General features: G+C 68.1%; 16 protein-coding genes, 1 tRNA gene and 2 pseudogenes. 12 read left to right on the forward strand and 7 right to left on the reverse strand.

Annotation, left to right across the window (positions count from 1 at the left end; translation table 11 throughout):
• Positions 1-174 precede the first annotated feature (174 nt).
• Positions 175-417 carry a hypothetical protein gene (locus SMIR_RS19110; protein WP_168493436.1) on the reverse strand — a complete coding sequence of 81 codons (243 nt, stop codon included), beginning with the start codon at positions 415-417 and terminating at the stop codon, positions 175-177.
• 114 nt (positions 418-531) lie between these two features.
• Between SMIR_RS19110 and SMIR_RS19115 the strand changes: the two genes are divergently transcribed.
• Positions 532-1,872, forward strand: coding sequence for a helix-turn-helix domain-containing protein (locus tag SMIR_RS19115; protein ID WP_168493435.1), 1,341 nt, complete (start codon positions 532-534; stop codon positions 1,870-1,872).
• On the opposite strand, the gene SMIR_RS19120 is transcribed toward SMIR_RS19115, so the two are convergent.
• On the reverse strand, positions 1,850-2,383 hold the full coding sequence (locus SMIR_RS19120; RefSeq protein ID WP_168493434.1) for an NUDIX hydrolase: 534 nt from the start codon (positions 2,381-2,383) through the stop codon (positions 1,850-1,852). The genes SMIR_RS19115 and SMIR_RS19120 overlap by 23 nt on opposite strands.
• A 589-nt stretch (positions 2,384-2,972) precedes the next feature.
• On the opposite strand from SMIR_RS19120, the gene SMIR_RS19125 reads away from it, so the two are divergent.
• Together SMIR_RS19125 and SMIR_RS43580 are read left to right on the forward strand one after the other, a co-directional pair.
• Positions 2,973-3,515, forward strand: a complete 543-nt coding sequence (locus tag SMIR_RS19125) for an RNA polymerase sigma factor (protein WP_168493433.1) — start codon at positions 2,973-2,975, stop codon at positions 3,513-3,515.
• Positions 3,508-4,500, forward strand: a complete 993-nt coding sequence (locus SMIR_RS43580) for a hypothetical protein (protein ID WP_248003002.1) — start codon at positions 3,508-3,510, stop codon at positions 4,498-4,500. Before SMIR_RS19125 ends, SMIR_RS43580 begins: the two co-directional genes overlap by 8 nt.
• Before the next feature lie 82 nt (positions 4,501-4,582).
• Here SMIR_RS43580 and SMIR_RS19135 read toward each other — a convergent pair whose 3' ends face one another.
• The gene (locus SMIR_RS19135) at positions 4,583-5,230 is read right to left on the reverse strand and encodes a peptidase inhibitor family I36 protein (RefSeq protein ID WP_168493431.1); all 648 of its coding nucleotides are present in this window, start codon (positions 5,228-5,230) and stop codon (positions 4,583-4,585) included.
• Positions 5,231-5,725: 495 nt separating this feature from the next.
• Between SMIR_RS19135 and SMIR_RS19140 the strand changes: the two genes are divergently transcribed.
• A tRNA-Ser gene (locus tag SMIR_RS19140) sits at positions 5,726-5,812 on the forward strand.
• A 155-nt stretch (positions 5,813-5,967) separates the two neighbouring features.
• Here the strand turns inward: SMIR_RS19140 and SMIR_RS19145 are convergent.
• The 4 genes and pseudogenes from SMIR_RS19145 to SMIR_RS19160 form a co-directional block, all read right to left on the reverse strand.
• Positions 5,968-6,093 (reverse strand): annotated as a pseudogene (locus SMIR_RS19145) (prephenate dehydratase); the annotation flags it as partial.
• A gap of 60 nt (positions 6,094-6,153) precedes the next feature.
• Positions 6,154-6,339: pseudogene (locus SMIR_RS19150) on the reverse strand (VOC family protein); the annotation flags it as partial.
• A 76-nt stretch (positions 6,340-6,415) separates the two neighbouring features.
• On the reverse strand, positions 6,416-6,844 hold the full coding sequence (locus SMIR_RS19155; protein WP_168493427.1) for a hypothetical protein: 429 nt from the start codon (positions 6,842-6,844) through the stop codon (positions 6,416-6,418).
• Positions 6,845-6,854: 10 nt separating this feature from the next.
• Positions 6,855-7,775, reverse strand: a complete 921-nt coding sequence (locus tag SMIR_RS19160) for a bifunctional DNA primase/polymerase (RefSeq protein ID WP_168493425.1) — start codon at positions 7,773-7,775, stop codon at positions 6,855-6,857.
• A gap of 371 nt (positions 7,776-8,146) precedes the next feature.
• Here SMIR_RS19160 and SMIR_RS19165 point away from each other — a divergent pair, with 371 nt between their 5' ends.
• The 8 genes from SMIR_RS19165 (at position 8,147) to SMIR_RS19200 (ending at position 16,082) form a co-directional block, all read left to right on the forward strand.
• Positions 8,147-8,452 (forward strand): hypothetical protein, encoded by a 306-nt coding sequence (locus tag SMIR_RS19165; protein ID WP_168493423.1) that lies wholly within the window; start codon positions 8,147-8,149, stop codon positions 8,450-8,452.
• Between the two features lie 228 nt (positions 8,453-8,680).
• Entirely contained in the window at positions 8,681-9,844 is a 1,164-nt protein-coding gene (locus SMIR_RS19170; RefSeq protein WP_168493421.1) for an acyl-CoA dehydrogenase family protein, read from the forward strand.
• A complete protein-coding gene (locus SMIR_RS19175; RefSeq protein ID WP_168493420.1) occupies positions 9,841-10,749 on the forward strand; it encodes a bifunctional MaoC family dehydratase N-terminal/OB-fold nucleic acid binding domain-containing protein in 909 nt (302 codons plus the stop codon). The genes SMIR_RS19170 and SMIR_RS19175 overlap by 4 nt, the downstream gene beginning before the upstream one ends.
• 1 nt (position 10,750) lies before the next feature.
• The gene (locus tag SMIR_RS19180) at positions 10,751-11,782 is read left to right on the forward strand and encodes an acyl-CoA dehydrogenase family protein (RefSeq protein ID WP_168493418.1); all 1,032 of its coding nucleotides are present in this window, start codon (positions 10,751-10,753) and stop codon (positions 11,780-11,782) included.
• A 113-nt stretch (positions 11,783-11,895) separates the two neighbouring features.
• Entirely contained in the window at positions 11,896-12,291 is a 396-nt protein-coding gene (locus SMIR_RS19185) for a MaoC family dehydratase (protein ID WP_168493416.1), read from the forward strand.
• The gene (locus tag SMIR_RS19190) at positions 12,288-13,457 is read left to right on the forward strand and encodes a lipid-transfer protein (protein ID WP_168493414.1); all 1,170 of its coding nucleotides are present in this window, start codon (positions 12,288-12,290) and stop codon (positions 13,455-13,457) included. Before SMIR_RS19185 ends, SMIR_RS19190 begins: the two co-directional genes overlap by 4 nt.
• Positions 13,458-13,711: 254 nt before the next feature.
• Positions 13,712-14,257, forward strand: a complete 546-nt coding sequence (locus SMIR_RS19195; RefSeq protein WP_168493412.1) for a SigE family RNA polymerase sigma factor — start codon at positions 13,712-13,714, stop codon at positions 14,255-14,257.
• Between the two features lie 148 nt (positions 14,258-14,405).
• The gene (locus tag SMIR_RS19200) at positions 14,406-16,082 is read left to right on the forward strand and encodes a long-chain fatty acid--CoA ligase (protein WP_168493410.1); all 1,677 of its coding nucleotides are present in this window, start codon (positions 14,406-14,408) and stop codon (positions 16,080-16,082) included.
• Positions 16,083-16,101 lie beyond the last annotated feature (19 nt).

A 16,101-nucleotide genomic window follows, 5' to 3' on the forward strand; every position in this document is an offset into this window, starting at 1 on the left:
GGGGAGCGGGCTTGGATGGCCGACCCCGAACGGGTTGGGGAGCCGGGGAGTTGGCACCCGTCCGGGGGCGGCCGGTCTACGGGCTGGTACCGAGGGCCATGCCGATCACCAAGCCGCACGAACCGCTGATGCAGATGATGAACAGGACCCCGGCGTACCGGCCGATGGCGCGCATCACAGCCCGACCCGACTGTTGCCGTTCTTCACGGCCAGGCGTGCGCTCAGTTCCTCTCGCGCACTGAGCGCCACCACGTTGTCCTGCATGGCATCCCACTCCCTGCCGCCGCCGATCGGCCTTATCTGTACACGGCCGCCGATCTCACCCATGACGACGCCGATACGTCCCCTGGCACTGTCCTTCGCCAGTTCACCGACGCCTGGTCTGGTCTGCTGATTGCTCGCCATGCACAGGAGCATCGCGACCTGGGGGCCGTCGCCAAAAGGTCAGGGTGATTACCCAACTTGGGTAATATCGCGGGAAGTAGAGAATCAGCGACGTTGCGTAGCCCTCGCAGTGTGGGAGCTTGCCCAATGCCCGAAGCCGACCGGCCGCAGGAACTGCCTGCCAGGCTGCTCACCGATCCCGAAATGCTCAACGCGTGTCGGGTACGGGACTTCGCCAGGGTCTTCCGACTGGTGAAAACGAGAGCGGGCATCTACCCATCGATGATCGCCAGGCGATGCGAGCTGACGCCCAGCCGAGTCGGTGAAGTCATCGCAGGCCGCCGTCAGTTGCTCCACATGGACGTCGTCGAGCGCATCGCGGACGGCTTGCGCATCCCAGGCCACATGCTCGGGCTTGCCAGACGATCTTGGGAGACGCCTCAGGCACTCGTCGTCACCGAGCGCGAGGCACCGCAAGAACCGGAGCCAGAGAAGCAGACACCCGCTTCTTTACCGGGGCCAGACGTGGACAGCATCCTTGCGCTGGCCACCCGGGCAAGCCTCAGCACAGCCACACTGGAAGCTTTCCAGTCGTCCATCGAAGACTATTGGCGACGGGATGACCAGCACGGCGGCGAAGCCCTGAGGCCGGCCATCGTCGGTCAGCTCCGGTATGTGGTCGGGCTCCTCAAGGAAAGCCGACGGCCGTCCATCCAGAACGGCTTGTACGGAATCGCGGCCGAGCTGGCACGCCTCACCGGCTGGACCTACTTCGACGCCCGCCAGTACAACCAGGCCCGCGCGTACTTCACCGAGGCGCTGCAACTGGCCAAGGAAACCGACGACCGGCAGTTCATGGCCAACGTGCTTGCCTGCATGAGCTTGCAGGCGACCTACCAGGACAAGCCCGCGGACTCTCTGGCACTCGTGACCGCCGCCCAGGACCAGGCCCGCTCAGCCCTGGGCACCACCCCACGCGTCCTGTCGATGCTGTCCATGCGCGAGGCGTTCGCCCATGCCAGCCTCGGCAACCGGGACTCCACTCACCGGGCGATCGGGGAAGCGCACCGCCATTTCGAGCAGATCGGGGTAGGTGACCCGGACCCGTCATGGGTGAACTACTTCGATGAGCCGAAGCTCATCGTGGACACGGGCATCGCCCACGGCCGACTGGGCGAAGCAGCAACCGCCGAGCCCTTGATCGCGGATGCTTTGCGGCGGGAAGACCGCACGAACCAGCGCGGCCGTGCGTTTCACGCGTTCTGGCTGGCTCGTACGCAGTTGGATCAGGGCAAGCTTGGTCAGGCGTGCGACACCGCCACGCAGGCTCTGGTGCCCGCGTCGGCGGTGGCGTCCGAGCGAGTGTCGGGCCATCTCAGGGAGTTCTACGACCAGTTGGCCCCGTACAGGCAAGAGCCCGTAGCCCTGGCCTTCGAGTCGCGGCTACGGGAGCTCCTCCCACCGGTCAGCGGATCGCTTCATCCATGAGCAGGTACAGCAGGCCGACGAGCGATCCGCTGCTCACGATCTCGCGGCGGTCGATCATGCCCCGGATCTCGCCGAGGGGTACCCACTCGATGCGGTCTGACTCGTTCTTCTCCGTGGGCGGGCCGACGTAGGTCGCGCCGTCCGCGCGGAAGACGTGGTGCTGCGAGTCGGTGATCCCGTTGGCCGGCTCGGCGTAGATCAGGGGCTTGATGGGACCAGGACGCCAGCCCGTCTCCTCCAGGACTTCACGGGCCGCCGCTTCCTCCGGGGACTCGTCGTCCTCGACCAGGCCCATGGGCAACTCCCAAGCCCACGAGTCTGTGATGAAGCGGTGCCGCCACATCATCAGGACCTCTTGGCGATCGTTGACCACGGCGGCCACGGCCAGATGCCGGAGGCGAACGACGTGGTACTCCCACCTGCGTCCGTCAGGCTGCTGGACGTCGACCAGACACAGATTCACCCACTTGTTGGTGTAGATCTGTCGCTCGCCGTGCGTCTTCCACTCCATGCCTTCGACCCCTCTCGATCGGTCTCCAGGATCTCAGACCGATCCGGAGGAGGGCGCATGTTCGGCACTTTTCGCGTCACCTTGACGAGATGCCCCGCCGTGCGTCGCATTCCGGCTGGAGCGGCCAAGCGGCAAGAGGAGGAATCTAGGGAGTAGAGGTGTGTCGTCGAGCTGGGGTCTCCCCTGATACGGGCCTGGAGCACACCAGGGAACATCGGCTTGGGAAGCTCAGGTGATCTAGGACGGGTTGCCCTGCTGAACTGCGGCGGAGCGGTGTCGATGTCCAGTCGGCCGCCGACTTGGTGCCCGGTTGTTCCCGGTTCCCCGCACGATCTGGCACCGGTCTGGCACGAGCGGTGGGTGTGCGCAGCGACCTGGTGCACAGGCAAGTAGCACCTGACCTTGCCTAACGGCCAGCCCTCGGCGGAAACCCCGTATGGCGTCGCGGGACGCTATACGGGGTTGGGAGGATCAGGCCCCAGAGTCGAGAGGTGGCCGTGCACTGTGACTGCCGTCACAGTCCTATTGCAGAGGACGGGTGTAACGCCCGCACTACGGCCGGACATGTCTTGGGTGGAGGGCGGATAACTTGAGCGACGAGCAGCGGTTCACCGAGCTATATCGGCGAAACTACGCGGCAGTTGAGGCTTACGTCACGAAACGCGCAGACCCCAGCAGTGTGCTGGACGTGGTGGCGGACGTATTCCTTACGGCGTGGCGACGCTTCGCAGACATGCCTGAGGGAAAGGAACTGCCCTGGCTGTACGGTGTCGCCCGGCGCACGCTGGCCAATGATCGGCGCTCCCGGCAACGCCAGCTCAGTCTCGCCGAATTGTTGGCCGTCCAGCCCTCGGCTTTCAGTGGTGAGCGCCAGCCTGATGACGTCATCATCGAGATGGATCTAGCGAAGGCGTTCGACTGCCTCAGTCTTCGTGATCAGGAGATCCTCCGCCTGACTCTCTGGGAAAAGTTGCCCATAAACGAATGTGCGCTAGCCATGGGCTGTGGAACCGCCACAGCACGAGTGCGCCTCTTTCGGGCAAGAAAGCGACTTGGCGGATTTCTCTCAGAAATGGACTCCGCTCGTTCTCTGAGTGACGAGGTTCGCTCGCGGAAGGAATCTCATGCGTGACTATGAAGAATCTTTGACAGCCATCGGCTCTCGGCTTAAGGTGCGGCCCGCCGCGCCGCAACAAGTGGACGCCCTCCTGGAGAGGATCCTTTCGGAGCCACAGTATGCGACTCACCGAGCCGAACGTAACCGTAAGCCTCGCAACCTCCGAGTCAAAAGTCTCGCTGTACTCGGGGTGTCTGCGGCAGCGATTGCGGCGATTGTTGCAGCTAACAGTCTCATGAAGCCGTCGTTCCCCGAGACGGCATACGCTGCGACCCCACCGCTGATGAAGATCAGCGATGAGAAGAACCTACCTGCGGCCCAAGTTCTGGAAGATATTGCTCGCCGGACGGAGAAACTCTCAGACACCTCCTCCTGGGACAATCATTTTGTACAGGAGAGCTGGTCGCTGACCACTCGCATTGGGGGCCACCAGATCACATCTGCGGTCGTTCCCGAACACCGCGATTCCTGGAAGAAAGCCGACGGTTCCATCGCCTGGTCAGTCAAGGAAGAGAAGCCGAAGTTTCAGAACTCCGACCAAAAGAAGTTGTGGGAGCAACAGTGGGCAGCCATTGGCGAACCTACGACTCGCACGGGGAAGGGTGGATCCTCGTACAGTAATCCACCAGATCCGGCCGAAATGAAACACTGGTTGGAGGAGGGTTCCCCTGGCGATACAGCTGGGTTCATCTCTGAATCGCTCGTACAGAAGCTCATGACCAATCACCTCACACCTAAGCAGCGCGCGGCGTCTCTTCGCGTTCTCGAGACGAAGAAAGATCTCAAGATCTCTGGCGCGGCGAAGGACCGTGCTGGGCGAGAGGGATTGGCTTTCACCGTAGAGTCGGACAGCAGTGGACTTCCTTCGAAGCACACCCTCGTCATCAACCCGGATGACGGGAAGATTCTTGCTTACGAGGAAATCCTGACTAGTGATCCGGGGGCACTCAAGGTGAAGACGCCGGCCGTCATCAACTACGTCACCTTCTTGCGAGGCTGACCGGAAGTGTCGCGAACGGCACTGCGGTGGGCCGCACCGACTCCAGCGGCCCACCGCAGTGCAAAGATCGACTGTCAGGTCACTATGACGTCCAGAAGCAGTCGGCCTTGTTGTCGAGACTCGCGCCGACATAAGCCTTGCTGGAGTGTGGCGCCTCTTGCCAGAGACTGATCGAGCCCTGGTCGCAGGATCGGTCCTGCCCAGTCACAGACCTGCCGTCGACGTAGATGTACTTCCCTCCCTTGTTGGACCATGACGACGTCTTGTTGTCGAAGTCGTACACGGAGAAGAACACCAGGTCGGTGTGAGGGTGCGACTCGTTCCACTGTAGGCGCCTGCCACCGAAGTTCTCATACTGGTAGAAGCAGTACCAGTCGTTGCCGAAGGTCTGCGTGGGGCAGCCGTCGTCCGCGGCAAGCGCCTTTCCGTCGGCGGCCGCAGCCGCTACCGACTTCGCGGACACGCCAGCAACCTTTGCCTGCAGCTTGACGGCAGCGTCACTGCTGGGCGGCGCGGTGTCCTCTCCGGGAAGCGGGAACGACATGATTGCCTCTCCGCCGTTCCAGGCAATCTCATTCCGGCTGATCTGGACACCACCAGATGTCTTGGCAAGCACCTGGTCGATCTGCTGCTGCAACTCGTCCTCTTGGCCTGCGGCTTCTGCCTGGCTGAGCATGGTCAGGCTCAGCAGCACCGCGCTGGCGAGAACGGTAGTCTTCCTCAGCTTCATCTATCCCCCTCAACTTCCGCACAGATGTGCGAGATTCGCGATTATGTGATCACGCCCTTACCGTGCGCAAGTCACTTGCTCACCACCCGCCGTCGCCGAAAGTGGCGTCACGCCCGCTGCGCCCGACGGGTGCGGGCAGCAGAGGCCGGTGATCACCAACCTTGGCCATCCAGCCAGGCCAGGGCCCCTCCGCAAGGCGTTGCCCGAACCTACGGATCAGAAGGTCGCAGGGTCCTCTCTGCGCTCTTACTCCACGGGGCCGCGGGAGGGCGCAGGCACAGGGCCCAGCGGGCCCTTCTCCCGGGGATGCCGACAAGGCCGACACAGCCCTAGGCTTACCTGCGTCGGCCTGGGGCCGCGGACCGGGTGCCGGTGATCGGCGAAGCAGGCATGGTGCGCGGAGCAGAGCCAGTGGACCCCGTGTGGACCATGGCCGCTGCCAAACGCCTGGAGCCGGTACGCTGTATCCGCTCCGTCCCTGGTGGGCGGGGCGCAGGTGGGTTGCCCGAGCGGCCTAAGGGAACGGTCTTGAAAACCGTCGTGGCAGCGATGTCACCGTGGGTTCAAATCCCACACCCACCGCAGGTGAACGGCCCCTGACCAGGTAAATCGGTCGGGGGCCGTCCTCATGTGCGTTGTCCGTCAACCACCGTGGTTCCCCGTCAGTTACCGGTGGATCGGGCACGGCAGAGGCGCATCTTCTGATCCGTAGCTCTATGTGGTTCGGTCGCTGATGGTCCCTGGCCGGTCGGTCGTGATTCGATCCGCATCAGGTTGACGCCGCGCACGGCGAACTCCTGGAGCAGTTCGAGCAGCGCACCCGGGTGGTCGTCGCCGAGCCAGACGACCATGGACGTCTTGTCGGTGACCCAGGCTCTGAACTGCAAGCTCGCCAGGCTGGACGCGTGCGCTCTCAGGGGTTCTCACTGAGGTCGTCGGCCAAGGACACAGAACTCGTTGCCTTCGGGGTCTGCCATGACAACCCACGACTGGTCACCCTGACCAATGTCGACACGCTTCGCGCCATGAGCCTCAAGGCGAGCCACCTCGGCGTCCTGATCATCAGGCACGAAGTCGAGATGCAGTCGGCTCTTGGCCCTGGCCCTATCCACGTGTGGGCGGGCGTCGGCGCAGCCGGGTGCTTGCAGAGCCGCAGGGCACCCCCTTCGGCATGCCCGCGACGGCTCACAGCTCGAAGTCCTGGGCGGCTTCCTCCCAGGGGATGGCGCGCAGGGCCGGATCGGCGGTGTGGCCGGACGGGATGTCGGGGGTGTGGAACCACGCGACCGCGAGGGCCGAGCGGTGGAGGACGGGGTCGAGGGCGGGGTCGACCGCGCTGGAACGGAAGAAGCCGACGCAGGTCACGGCGGGGAGCAGTTCGACCGGGCCGAAGCCGCGGGCGGGCAGGTCCGGATGGTCTCGGTGGGGTGTGACGAGGTGCGTCGGGGTGTTCGGGAACGCCGCCGCCGTGCGCCGGGCCAGGCCGTCGACGATGCCGTCGTTCCAGCGCTTGAAGGGGTAGCCCTCGAGCATTCCGCCGTAGGTCGAGGTGAGACGCAGCTCGGATATCTCGACGGTTCTGCCCGAGGTGAGGGTGACGTGGGTCAGTGCCATGGCGCGCAGCCTAGGGACGGGCGGTTCGTGGTGTCGTTCCGTTTTCCGGTGGCTCGGGGCGTGGGAACGTCATCCGGGACGCCGAGGCGATCGTCGAGCGGGCCTCGCGTTCGGTGAGGCCGGTACGGACGGCGGCCTCGACGAGGGCGGTGCTCAGCTCCGGGCCGATGCCGTTCTCGTAGGCGCGGCAGGCGGCCCAGAAGAGGCGGGTGTTGCGCTGGCCCTCGTGGGCGGCGAGCACGAACTGGACCAGTCCTTGACCGTGTTGGCCGGTTGCCGGGGGCGCGCGGTGGTGCGTGCGGGGCGGGGGCGTGAGCAGGCACAGGAGTTCGCGCGGACAAGGCGCGGGCGCCAACTGGGCGGTGCCCGGGGCGGTTCCGTACACACCGTGCTCGGTGCGGGAGCCGGGGCCGACCAGATAACCGCCGGCGCCGCGGATGTCGATGCCCGGGGCCAGTCGGCTCGCCGAGTTGGGGACGACCACGTCGGGCGGTCCGGTCAGCCAGAGGTGGCGGCCGCCGCTCGGGGTCAGCACGACCACTGTCTCCGGGATCGTGAACAGGTGGCGCAGGGCCAGTTCGCGCAGGGCGGCCGAGGAGTCCGTACCGGATTTGGTGTCGAGGTCGATGCCGATGAGGCGGTGCGGGTCGAGGCCGCAGGCGATGCCGTAGCCGGTCGCCCAGGGCGCGGCGGTGAAGAGCGCGCGGATGCGGCGGGGGTCGGTGGAGGCGTCGTACACGCCGTGTCCGAAGCGGCCGCATTCGCCGCGGCAGGGAGGGGTCGTCGGGTCGGGATCGGGGTCGTCGCGGTGGGGGGAACGCAGGGCCGGGAGCTTCGTGCGGGACAGCGGGATCACCGCGAGGCCGCGTTCGGCGGCGGACAGGGCGTGGGCCAGGGCCAGGGTCGTGGCCTGCCGGTCGATGGTGGCCATGCATCCATGTTCGTACGAGTGTTCGAAAAAGGGAAGGGCCTGCCGGGCGCGGGGACATCCGGAAGGTGATTCGGGAGAGATTGGCCAAAAGGTGCCGGAACGGTTCCTCCCTTGGGGTGCCGGGGATCGAGCTGTCCGAACCGGTCCGATCCGGTCTGAGCTGGGGTTTCTTGTCATGAAGAGGGTTTATCGACATGTAATCACGCTTGAGGGCGAATCACGGCTTCCGGGGTGGTTCGCCGGGGATTCGGTGGGCAACTCTGGAGTCGCGACGTCGTGATCAGCGCCGGGGCGGTCGGCCAACCGCCTTGGAACGAGCAGTACTTCCCGGTTCGCGCCGGTCCGTACATCCGGTTCTTGGAGGAATTCACATGGCAAGCATCCGTACCGCCCGCGTTCTCGCCGCCGTCTCGGCCCTGCCCCTCGCCGCCGCTCTCTTCACGGGTGTCGCCGCGGCGGACAACGGCGCATTCGCGGACAACGGATCGAACGCGGGCGTGGCAACCGTCAGCGGCAGCGGGGTCGGACACAACAACAGCGGCAACTCCTCCACCACGCAACAGCAGGCGATCGGCTCCGGGGCCTCGAACCAGAACAACACGGCCCAGGTCAACGACTCCGCGTTCACGGCCATCGACCAGTCGACCGCCGTCGTCAACTTCACCAACCTCTGGTGAGTCGGGGCCGATTCGCCCGCTCTCGACGGGCTCATCGGCCTTGAAGCACCGTGTGGGGTGCTCCGTGGAGTGGAAACGCGTCTGTGCGACGGCACTTCGGTGCCGTCGCGCAGACGTTTTCGCGTGTCCGTCCTCCGCTGTCCCCTCCCGTCGTGACCTTGACAGCTCCCGGGATCTGACGGACAGTCAGAAAACCTTGTTCGTACGAGGTCCGGGAGGGCCGCCGCCGTGCACCTCGCCCCCACCGAGCGCCAGCAACGGCTGCGCGCCGAACTGCGTACGTACTTCCGGGACCTGATGCCCGACGGTCCCCCGCCCGCCGACGACCCTGGCAGGCAGCGGGCGCTGCTGCGTCGCATCGGCACCGACGGACTGCTCGGCATCGGCTGGCCCGTCGCGTACGGGGGCCAAGGGCGCGGAGCCGACGAGCAGTTCGTGTTCTTCGACGAGGCGTACCGGGCCGGAGCGCCGGTGTCGATGGTCACGCTGAACACCGTCGGACCGACCCTCATGAAGTACGGGAGCCAGGCGCAGAAGGAGTACTTCCTGCCGCGCATCCTCAGGGGTGACCTCGTCTTCGCGATCGGGTACTCGGAGCCCTCGGCGGGCACGGACCTGGCCTCGCTGCGCACCCGCGCCGTGCGGGAGGGCGAGTCCTGGCTGATCGACGGGCAGAAGATCTTCACCTCCAACGCCCAGCATGCCGACTGGATCTGGCTCGCCTGCCGTACCGACCCCGACGCGTCCAAGCACCGAGGCATCTCGATCGTCCTCGTGCCCACGGACGCGCCGGGCTTCTCGTGGACACCGATCGAGACGGTGGGCGGGCTGACCACCACGGCCACGTACTACGACGGCATCCGCGTCCCCTCCTCGCACCTCGTCGGCGAGGAGAACGGCGGCTGGGAGCTCATCACCAACCAGCTCAACCACGAGCGGGTCGCGCTCGCCGCGATCGGCATGCAGGCCGAGGATTTCTACGCGGCCGCGCTGCGGGCGGTACGCACCCCCGATCCGGTGACGGGACGGCGTCGGGTTGACGAGCCCTGGGTGCGTTTTCGGCTGGCCGAGGTGTATGCCCGGCTGGCGGCATCACGCCTGCTCAACTGGCGTTTGGTGGGGGAGGTCGGGGCCGGCCGGCTGGCCCCCGGCGACGCGAGCGGGGTGAAGGTCGCGGGAACGGAATCGGCGGTCGCTTCGTACCGAATGTGTCAGGAAGTCGTGGGTGCGGGTGCACTGGTGCGCTCCGGTTCGCCGGGCGTGTTCGGGGACGGCGAGCTGGAGCGGATGAACAGGGCGGCGCAGATCAACACGTTCGGGGGCGGGGTGAGCGAGGTGCAGCGGGAGATCGTGGCGACCATGCGGCTCGGGATGACGAGGGGGCGGCGGTGAGCGACGAGGCGGCCGGGCCGGCGGCGCGGCTCAAGGCGTACGAAGGGCGTGCGGCGGCCGTCGAGGGCGTGGGCAAGGACCCGGTCAACGAGCCGATGATCCGGCACTGGTGCGAGGCGATGGGCGACACCAACGCGGCGTACACGGGTCCGGACGCCGTGGCGCCGCCCACCATGCTCCAGGCGTGGACGATGGGCGGCCTGTCCGGGCACGAGGGCCGCTCGGACGCGTACGACGAGCTGCTCGGCCTGCTCGACGAGGCCGGGTGTACCTCCGTGGTGGCCACCGACTGCGAGCAGGAGTATCTGCGTCCGTTGCGGCCCGGCGACGAGATCACCTTCGACGCGGTGATCGAGTCGGTCTCCGAGCGCAAGACCACCAAGCTGGGCACCGGGCACTTCGTCACGACACGGATGGACGTACGGGCGAACGGGGAGCCGGCGGGTACGCACCGGTTCCGGATCCTCAAGTACGCCCCGGCACGCACCAAGTCCAAGGCGGCCCGGCCGCGACCGGTCGTCAACCGGGACAACGCCGGGTTCTGGGAGGGCGTCGGCCGCCACCAGCTGCTGATCCAGCGGTGCGGGGGCTGCGGGACGCTGCGGTTTCCCTGGCTGCCGGGGTGCGGCGCGTGCGGCTCCCCGGAGTGGGGCACGGTCGAGGCGAGCGGAGAGGGGACGGTCTACTCGTACGTCGTCATGCACCACCCGCCGTTCCCCGCCTTCGACCCTCCGTACGCCGTGGGCCTGATCGAGCTGGCCGAGGGCGTCCGGATCGTCAGCAACGTCATCGGGGTGCCGTACGACAAGGTGCGGATCGGTATGCCCGTGCGGCTCCGGTTCGAGCGGTACGACGAGGAGCTGGTGCTGCCGGTCTTCCGGGCCGGTGCGGAGGGGGGAGGCTGACATGGACTTCACGCCCACCGAGGAACAGACGGCCGCCCGCGACCTGGCCGCGCGGATCTTCGGCGACCTCTCCACCCCGGAGCGGCTCGCCGCGGCCGGCACCGGCAGCGACGCCGAGACGTGGAAGGCGCTCTGCGCGGCCGGGCTGGTGGCGGCCGTCGCGGACACGGGGCTGCTCGGTCTGGTGCTGCTCCTGGAGGAGCAGGGGCGCACCACGGCCCAGGTGCCGTTCGCGGCAAGCTGTGTGTACGGGCTGCTGGCGGTGTCGGCCCACGGTTCACCGGAGCTGCGGGAGCGGCTGCTGCCGGGGATCGGGGACGGGACGGCGGTGGTGTGCGGGGCGGTCTTCGAGCCGGGGGGCGTACGGGCGGACGCGGCGGGGCGGTTGAGCGGAGACGCCCCTGTGGTGCCGTGGCTGCGGGACGCCACCCATGTGCTCGTCGCGGACGACCGGCGCCGGTTGTGGCTCGTACGGGCCGCTGACGCGCGGTGCGCGCCGGTCGAGCTGACGGCACCCTGGGCGGCGGGACGGCTGACGCTCGACGGGACGCCGGGTGAGCCGGTGGGCGGGGCGGACGCGTACGACGACGTGCTCGCCACCGCCCGGACCGCCTTCGCGGGGCTGCAGGCCGGCGTGTGCGCCGGGTCGCTGGCACGAGCCGTGGAGCACACCAAAACACGCGAGCAGTTCGGACGTCCGCTCGCCGCCAAGCAGGGTGTCCAACTCCGGGCCGCGGACGCGTACATGGACACCGAGGCGATACGGGTGACGGCGTACGAGGCGGCGTGGCGGCGCGACGAGGGGCTCGCGTACGCGACGCACGCGCTGACCGCGGCCTGGTGGGCGTCCGAGGCTGGGCAGCGGGTCGTGCACACGGGCCAGCATCTGCACGGAGGGACGGGCGCAGACCTGGAGCACCCGGTGCACCGGCACTTCCTGTGGGGGCGGCAGCTGGACGCGTATCTGGGGTGCGGGAGCCAGGTCCTCCAGGAACTGGGGGAGCTGATCGCGAGCGGGGAGGAGGAGACATGAGGGCCGGGGAAGGGGAGCGCGTGCGGGGCGAGGGATGGCGCGTTCGGGCCGGAGAGGGCGGGCGCGTTCGGGGCGGAGAGGGCGGGCGCGTTCGGGGCGGAGAGGGCGAGTGCGTGCGGGTCGGTGACGAGCTGCCGCCGCTGGAGATCGAGATCACGCGCACGCTGATCGTGGCCGGGGCGATCGCGTCCCGGGACTACCAGGACGTGCACCACGACGCCGAGCTGGCGCGGCACAGGGGCTCCCCCGACGTCTTCATGAACATCCTGACCACCAACGGCCTCGTCGGGCGGTACATCACGGACCACTTCGGGCCGGACGCCGTCCTCCGCAAGGTGGCCATTCGACTGGGGGCGCCCAACTACCCCGGCGACACGATGGTGTTGACGGGCAGGGTCGAAGAGGTCGAGGGCGACACCGCGACCGTGCGCGTCGTCGGGGCGAACGGCATCGGCAGACATGTGACCGGGACCGTGACGGTCACCCTGCCGCCCGGAGGTGTCTCGTGAGCGTGCGCACGAGGGACCGGCTCGGCGGCCGGGCGGCGATCGTCGGGATCGGGGCCACCGAGTTCTCCAAGGACTCCGGGCGCAGCGAGCTGACGCTCGCCGCGGAGGCGGTGCGGGCGGCGCTCGACGACGCGGGGCTGACACCGGCCGAGGTGGACGGGATGGTCACGTTCACCATGGACACCAGCCCGGAGATCACCGTCGCCCAGGCGGCGGGGATCGGCGAGCTGTCCTTCTTCTCCCGGGTGCACTACGGGGGCGGGGCGGCCTGCGCGACCGTCCAGCAGGCGGCGCTCGCGGTGGCGACCGGGGTGGCCGAGGTCGTGGTCTGCTACCGGGCGTTCAACGAGCGGTCGGGGCGGAGATTCGGGGCGGGGGTGGAGCAGCGGGAGCCGTCCGCCGAGGGGGTCGCGCTGGGCTGGGCGCTGCCGTTCGGGCTGCTCACCCCGGCGTCCTGGGTGGCGATGGCGGCCCAGCGGTATCTGCACACCTACGGACTGACGCCCGAGGCGTTCGGCCACGTCGCCGTGGTGGACCGCAAGTACGCGGCGACGAACCCGGCGGCGTACTTCCACGGCAGACCGATCACCCTCGCCGAACACGCGGCCTCGCGGTGGATCGTGGAGCCGCTGCGGCTGCTGGACTGCTGCCAGGAGACGGACGGCGGCCAGGCGCTGGTCGTCACCTCCCTGGAGCGCGCCCGGGAGCTGCCGCACCCACCCGCGGTGATCTCCGCGGCCGCCCAGGGTGCGGGCCGGGCGCAGGAACAGATGACGAGCTTCTACCGGGACGAGCTGACCGGGCTGCCGGAGATGGGGGTGGTGGCGCGCCAGCTGTGGCGGACCTCGGGGCTGACCCCCAAGGACATCGACGTGGGCATCCTGTATGACCACTTCACGCCGTTCGTGCTGATGCAGCTGGAGGAGTTCGGGTTCTGCAAGCCGGGGGAGGCCGCGGACTTCGTCGCCGAGGAGCGGCTGCCGCTGAACACCCACGGGGGCCAACTCGGGGAGGCGTATCTGCACGGGATGAACGGGGTGGCGGAGGCCGTACGCCAGCTGCGCGGCACGTCCGTGAACCAGATACCGGGCGCCCGCCACACCCTGGTCACCGCGGGCACCGGGGTCCCCACGTCGGGGCTGATCCTGGGGGCGGACGGGGGATGAGTACGCTGTCGGGCTCGCTCCGCTCTCCGTGCGTCGCGGAGCCCCCGGGGCCTCTCCGGGACACCCCGGGTAGTACGGCAGCCGCCGCCGTACTACTGCCGTATGGGTCCCTCAGGGGTGAACCCTCAGGGTGCAGGGGCCGCTCGTCCACCCTCAGGAGGTGGGGCCAGCCCCCCTCCTACAACCTGAGGGGGACATCCCTTCGGGACCTGCGGCCGATCCGAAAAGGTAGGGGTCACTCCTAGCGTGGAGCCATGACCACACTCGTCTGCACCAGCGGTTCGAACGTCGGGACGCGGACCCTTCCGTACCCGTCGTTCTCGTCGTACATGAAGGCACGCCAGCCGGTGCTGCTGCGTACCGCCCGCTCGCTGACCGCGAACCCGAGCGACGCCGAGGACCTGCTGCAGACCGCGCTGACAAAGACCTACGTCGCGTGGGAGCGGATCGAGGACCACCGCGCGCTCGACGGCTATGTACGGCGTGCGCTGCTGAACACCCGGACCTCACAGTGGCGCAAGCGCAAGGTCGACGAGTTCGTGTGCGACGAACTGCCGGAGCCGGAGGGCGTCCCCGCCGGGGACCCGGCCGAGCAACAGGCGCTGCACGACGCGATGTGGCGCGCCATCATGAAGCTCCCGGCCCGGCAGCGGGCCATGGTCGTCCTGCGGTACTACGAGGACCTCAGCGAGGCGCAGACCGCGGAGGTACTCGGCGTCTCCGTCGGCACGGTCAAGTCGGCGGTGTCACGGGCGCTGGGCAAGCTGCGCGAGGACCCCGAACTGGAACCCGTGCGCTGACCTTCGGCAGATCCGGGCCCAACGGCCCCCGCGGAAAAGTTCCCGTCCGCGCCGAACGACCCCTGTGACCTGATCGATCGTCCGGAGCTAGTGACATACCGCGTGGTATGTGCGCAGAATCAGCGCATCCCTTACCACCTCGTAGGCAATGTCGCCCCGGGAGGACGCCGTGCTGAGCACGATGCAGGACGTACCGCTGCTGATCTCGAGGATCCTGACCCATGGGTCGGCCATCCACGGCACATCGCAGGTGATCACCTGGACGGGTGAGGGAGAGCCGCAGCGCCGTTCCTACGCCGAGATCGGCGACCGGGCCGCCCAGCTCGCGCACGCACTGCGCGAGGACCTCGGTGTCGAGGACGACGACCGTGTGGCGACGCTGATGTGGAACAACGCCGAGCACGTCGAGGCGTACTTCGCGATCCCCTCCATGGGCGCCGTCCTGCACACGCTCAACCTCCGCCTTCCCGCGGAACAACTCGTCTTCATCGTCAACCACGCCGCCGACCGCGTGATCATCGCCAACGGCTCGCTGCTCCCGCTGCTCGCGCCGCTGCTCCCCCATATGCCGACGGTCGAGCACGTGGTCGTCTCGGGCCCCGGTGACCGTTCGCTGCTCGAGGGCGCGAGCGTCCAGGTGCACGAGTACGACGAGCTGATCGCGAGCAAGCCGACGACGTACGACTGGCCGGAGCTGGACGAGCGTGCCGCCGCGGCCATGTGTTACACCTCCGGCACCACCGGCGACCCCAAGGGCGTCATCTACTCCCACCGTTCGATCTACCTGCACTCCATGCAGGTCAACATGGCCCAGTCGATGGGGCTCACCGACCAGGACACCTCGCTCGTGGTGGTCCCCCAGTTCCACGTCAACGCCTGGGGTCTGCCGCACGCCACGTTCATGACCGGCGTCAACCTCCTCATGCCGGATCGTTTCCTCCAGCCCGCGCCGCTCGCCGAGATGATCGAGTCCGAGCGGCCGACGCACGCCGCGGCCGTCCCCACCATCTGGCAGGGCCTGCTCGGCGAACTGCACGCCAAGCCCCGGGACGTCTCCTCGCTCACCCAGGTCACCATCGGCGGCTCTGCCTGTCCGCCCTCTCTCATGGAGGCCTTCGACAAGCTGGGCATGCGCGTCTGCCACGCCTGGGGCATGACGGAGACCTCCCCGCTGGGCACGATCGCCCGGCCGCCGGCCAGTGTCATGGGCACGGACGAGGAGTTCGCGTACCGCCTCACCCAGGGCCGCTTCCCGGCCGGCGTGGAGGCCCGCCTCACCGGCCCCGGCGGCGAACGCCTCCCCTGGGACGGCGAGTCCGCGGGCGAGCTGGAGGTGCGCGGCCCCTGGATCGCGGGCGCGTACTACGGCGGCCAGGGTGCCGAACCGGTCCGCCCCGCCGACAAGTTCAGCGAGGACGGCTGGCTCAAGACCGGCGACGTCGGCACGATCAGCCACGACGGCTTCCTGACCCTCACCGACCGCGCCAAGGACGTCATCAAGTCGGGCGGCGAGTGGATCTCCTCCGTCGACCTGGAGAACGCGCTGATGTCCCACCCGGCCGTCGCGGAGGCCGCCGTCGTCGCCGTCCCCGACGACAAGTGGGGCGAGCGTCCTCTCGCCACGGTCGTCCTCAGGGAGGGCGCCACCGCCGACTTCGTGTCGCTGCGTACCTTCCTCGCCCAGGAGGGCAAGATCGCCAAGTGGCAGCTCCCCGAGCGCTGGACGATCATCGAGTCGGTCCCGAAGACGAGCGTCGGCAAGTTCGACAAGAAGGTGCTGCGCAGGCAGTACGCGGAGGGCGCGCTGGACGTCACCCAGCTCTGAGGCCCTCGGCGGCGGAATG

This window comes from Streptomyces mirabilis, from assembly GCF_018310535.1.
GTDB lineage: Bacteria > Actinomycetota > Actinomycetes > Streptomycetales > Streptomycetaceae > Streptomyces.

Coding starts and splice junctions, on each gene's coding strand:
- SMIR_RS19110 (WP_168493436.1), bottom strand. CDS start 417: ATGCTCCTGTGCATGGCGAGCAATCAGCAGACCAGACCAGGCGTCGGT.
- SMIR_RS19115 (WP_168493435.1), top strand. CDS start 532: ATGCCCGAAGCCGACCGGCCGCAGGAACTGCCTGCCAGGCTGCTCACC.
- SMIR_RS19120 (WP_168493434.1), bottom strand. CDS start 2,383: ATGGAGTGGAAGACGCACGGCGAGCGACAGATCTACACCAACAAGTGG.
- SMIR_RS43580 (WP_248003002.1), top strand. CDS start 3,508: ATGCGTGACTATGAAGAATCTTTGACAGCCATCGGCTCTCGGCTTAAG.
- SMIR_RS19135 (WP_168493431.1), bottom strand. CDS start 5,230: ATGAAGCTGAGGAAGACTACCGTTCTCGCCAGCGCGGTGCTGCTGAGC.
- SMIR_RS19155 (WP_168493427.1), bottom strand. CDS start 6,844: ATGGCACTGACCCACGTCACCCTCACCTCGGGCAGAACCGTCGAGATA.
- SMIR_RS19160 (WP_168493425.1), bottom strand. CDS start 7,775: ATGGCCACCATCGACCGGCAGGCCACGACCCTGGCCCTGGCCCACGCC.
- SMIR_RS19165 (WP_168493423.1), top strand. CDS start 8,147: ATGGCAAGCATCCGTACCGCCCGCGTTCTCGCCGCCGTCTCGGCCCTG.
- SMIR_RS19180 (WP_168493418.1), top strand. CDS start 10,751: ATGGACTTCACGCCCACCGAGGAACAGACGGCCGCCCGCGACCTGGCC.
- SMIR_RS19195 (WP_168493412.1), top strand. CDS start 13,712: ATGACCACACTCGTCTGCACCAGCGGTTCGAACGTCGGGACGCGGACC.
- SMIR_RS19200 (WP_168493410.1), top strand. CDS start 14,406: ATGTCGCCCCGGGAGGACGCCGTGCTGAGCACGATGCAGGACGTACCG.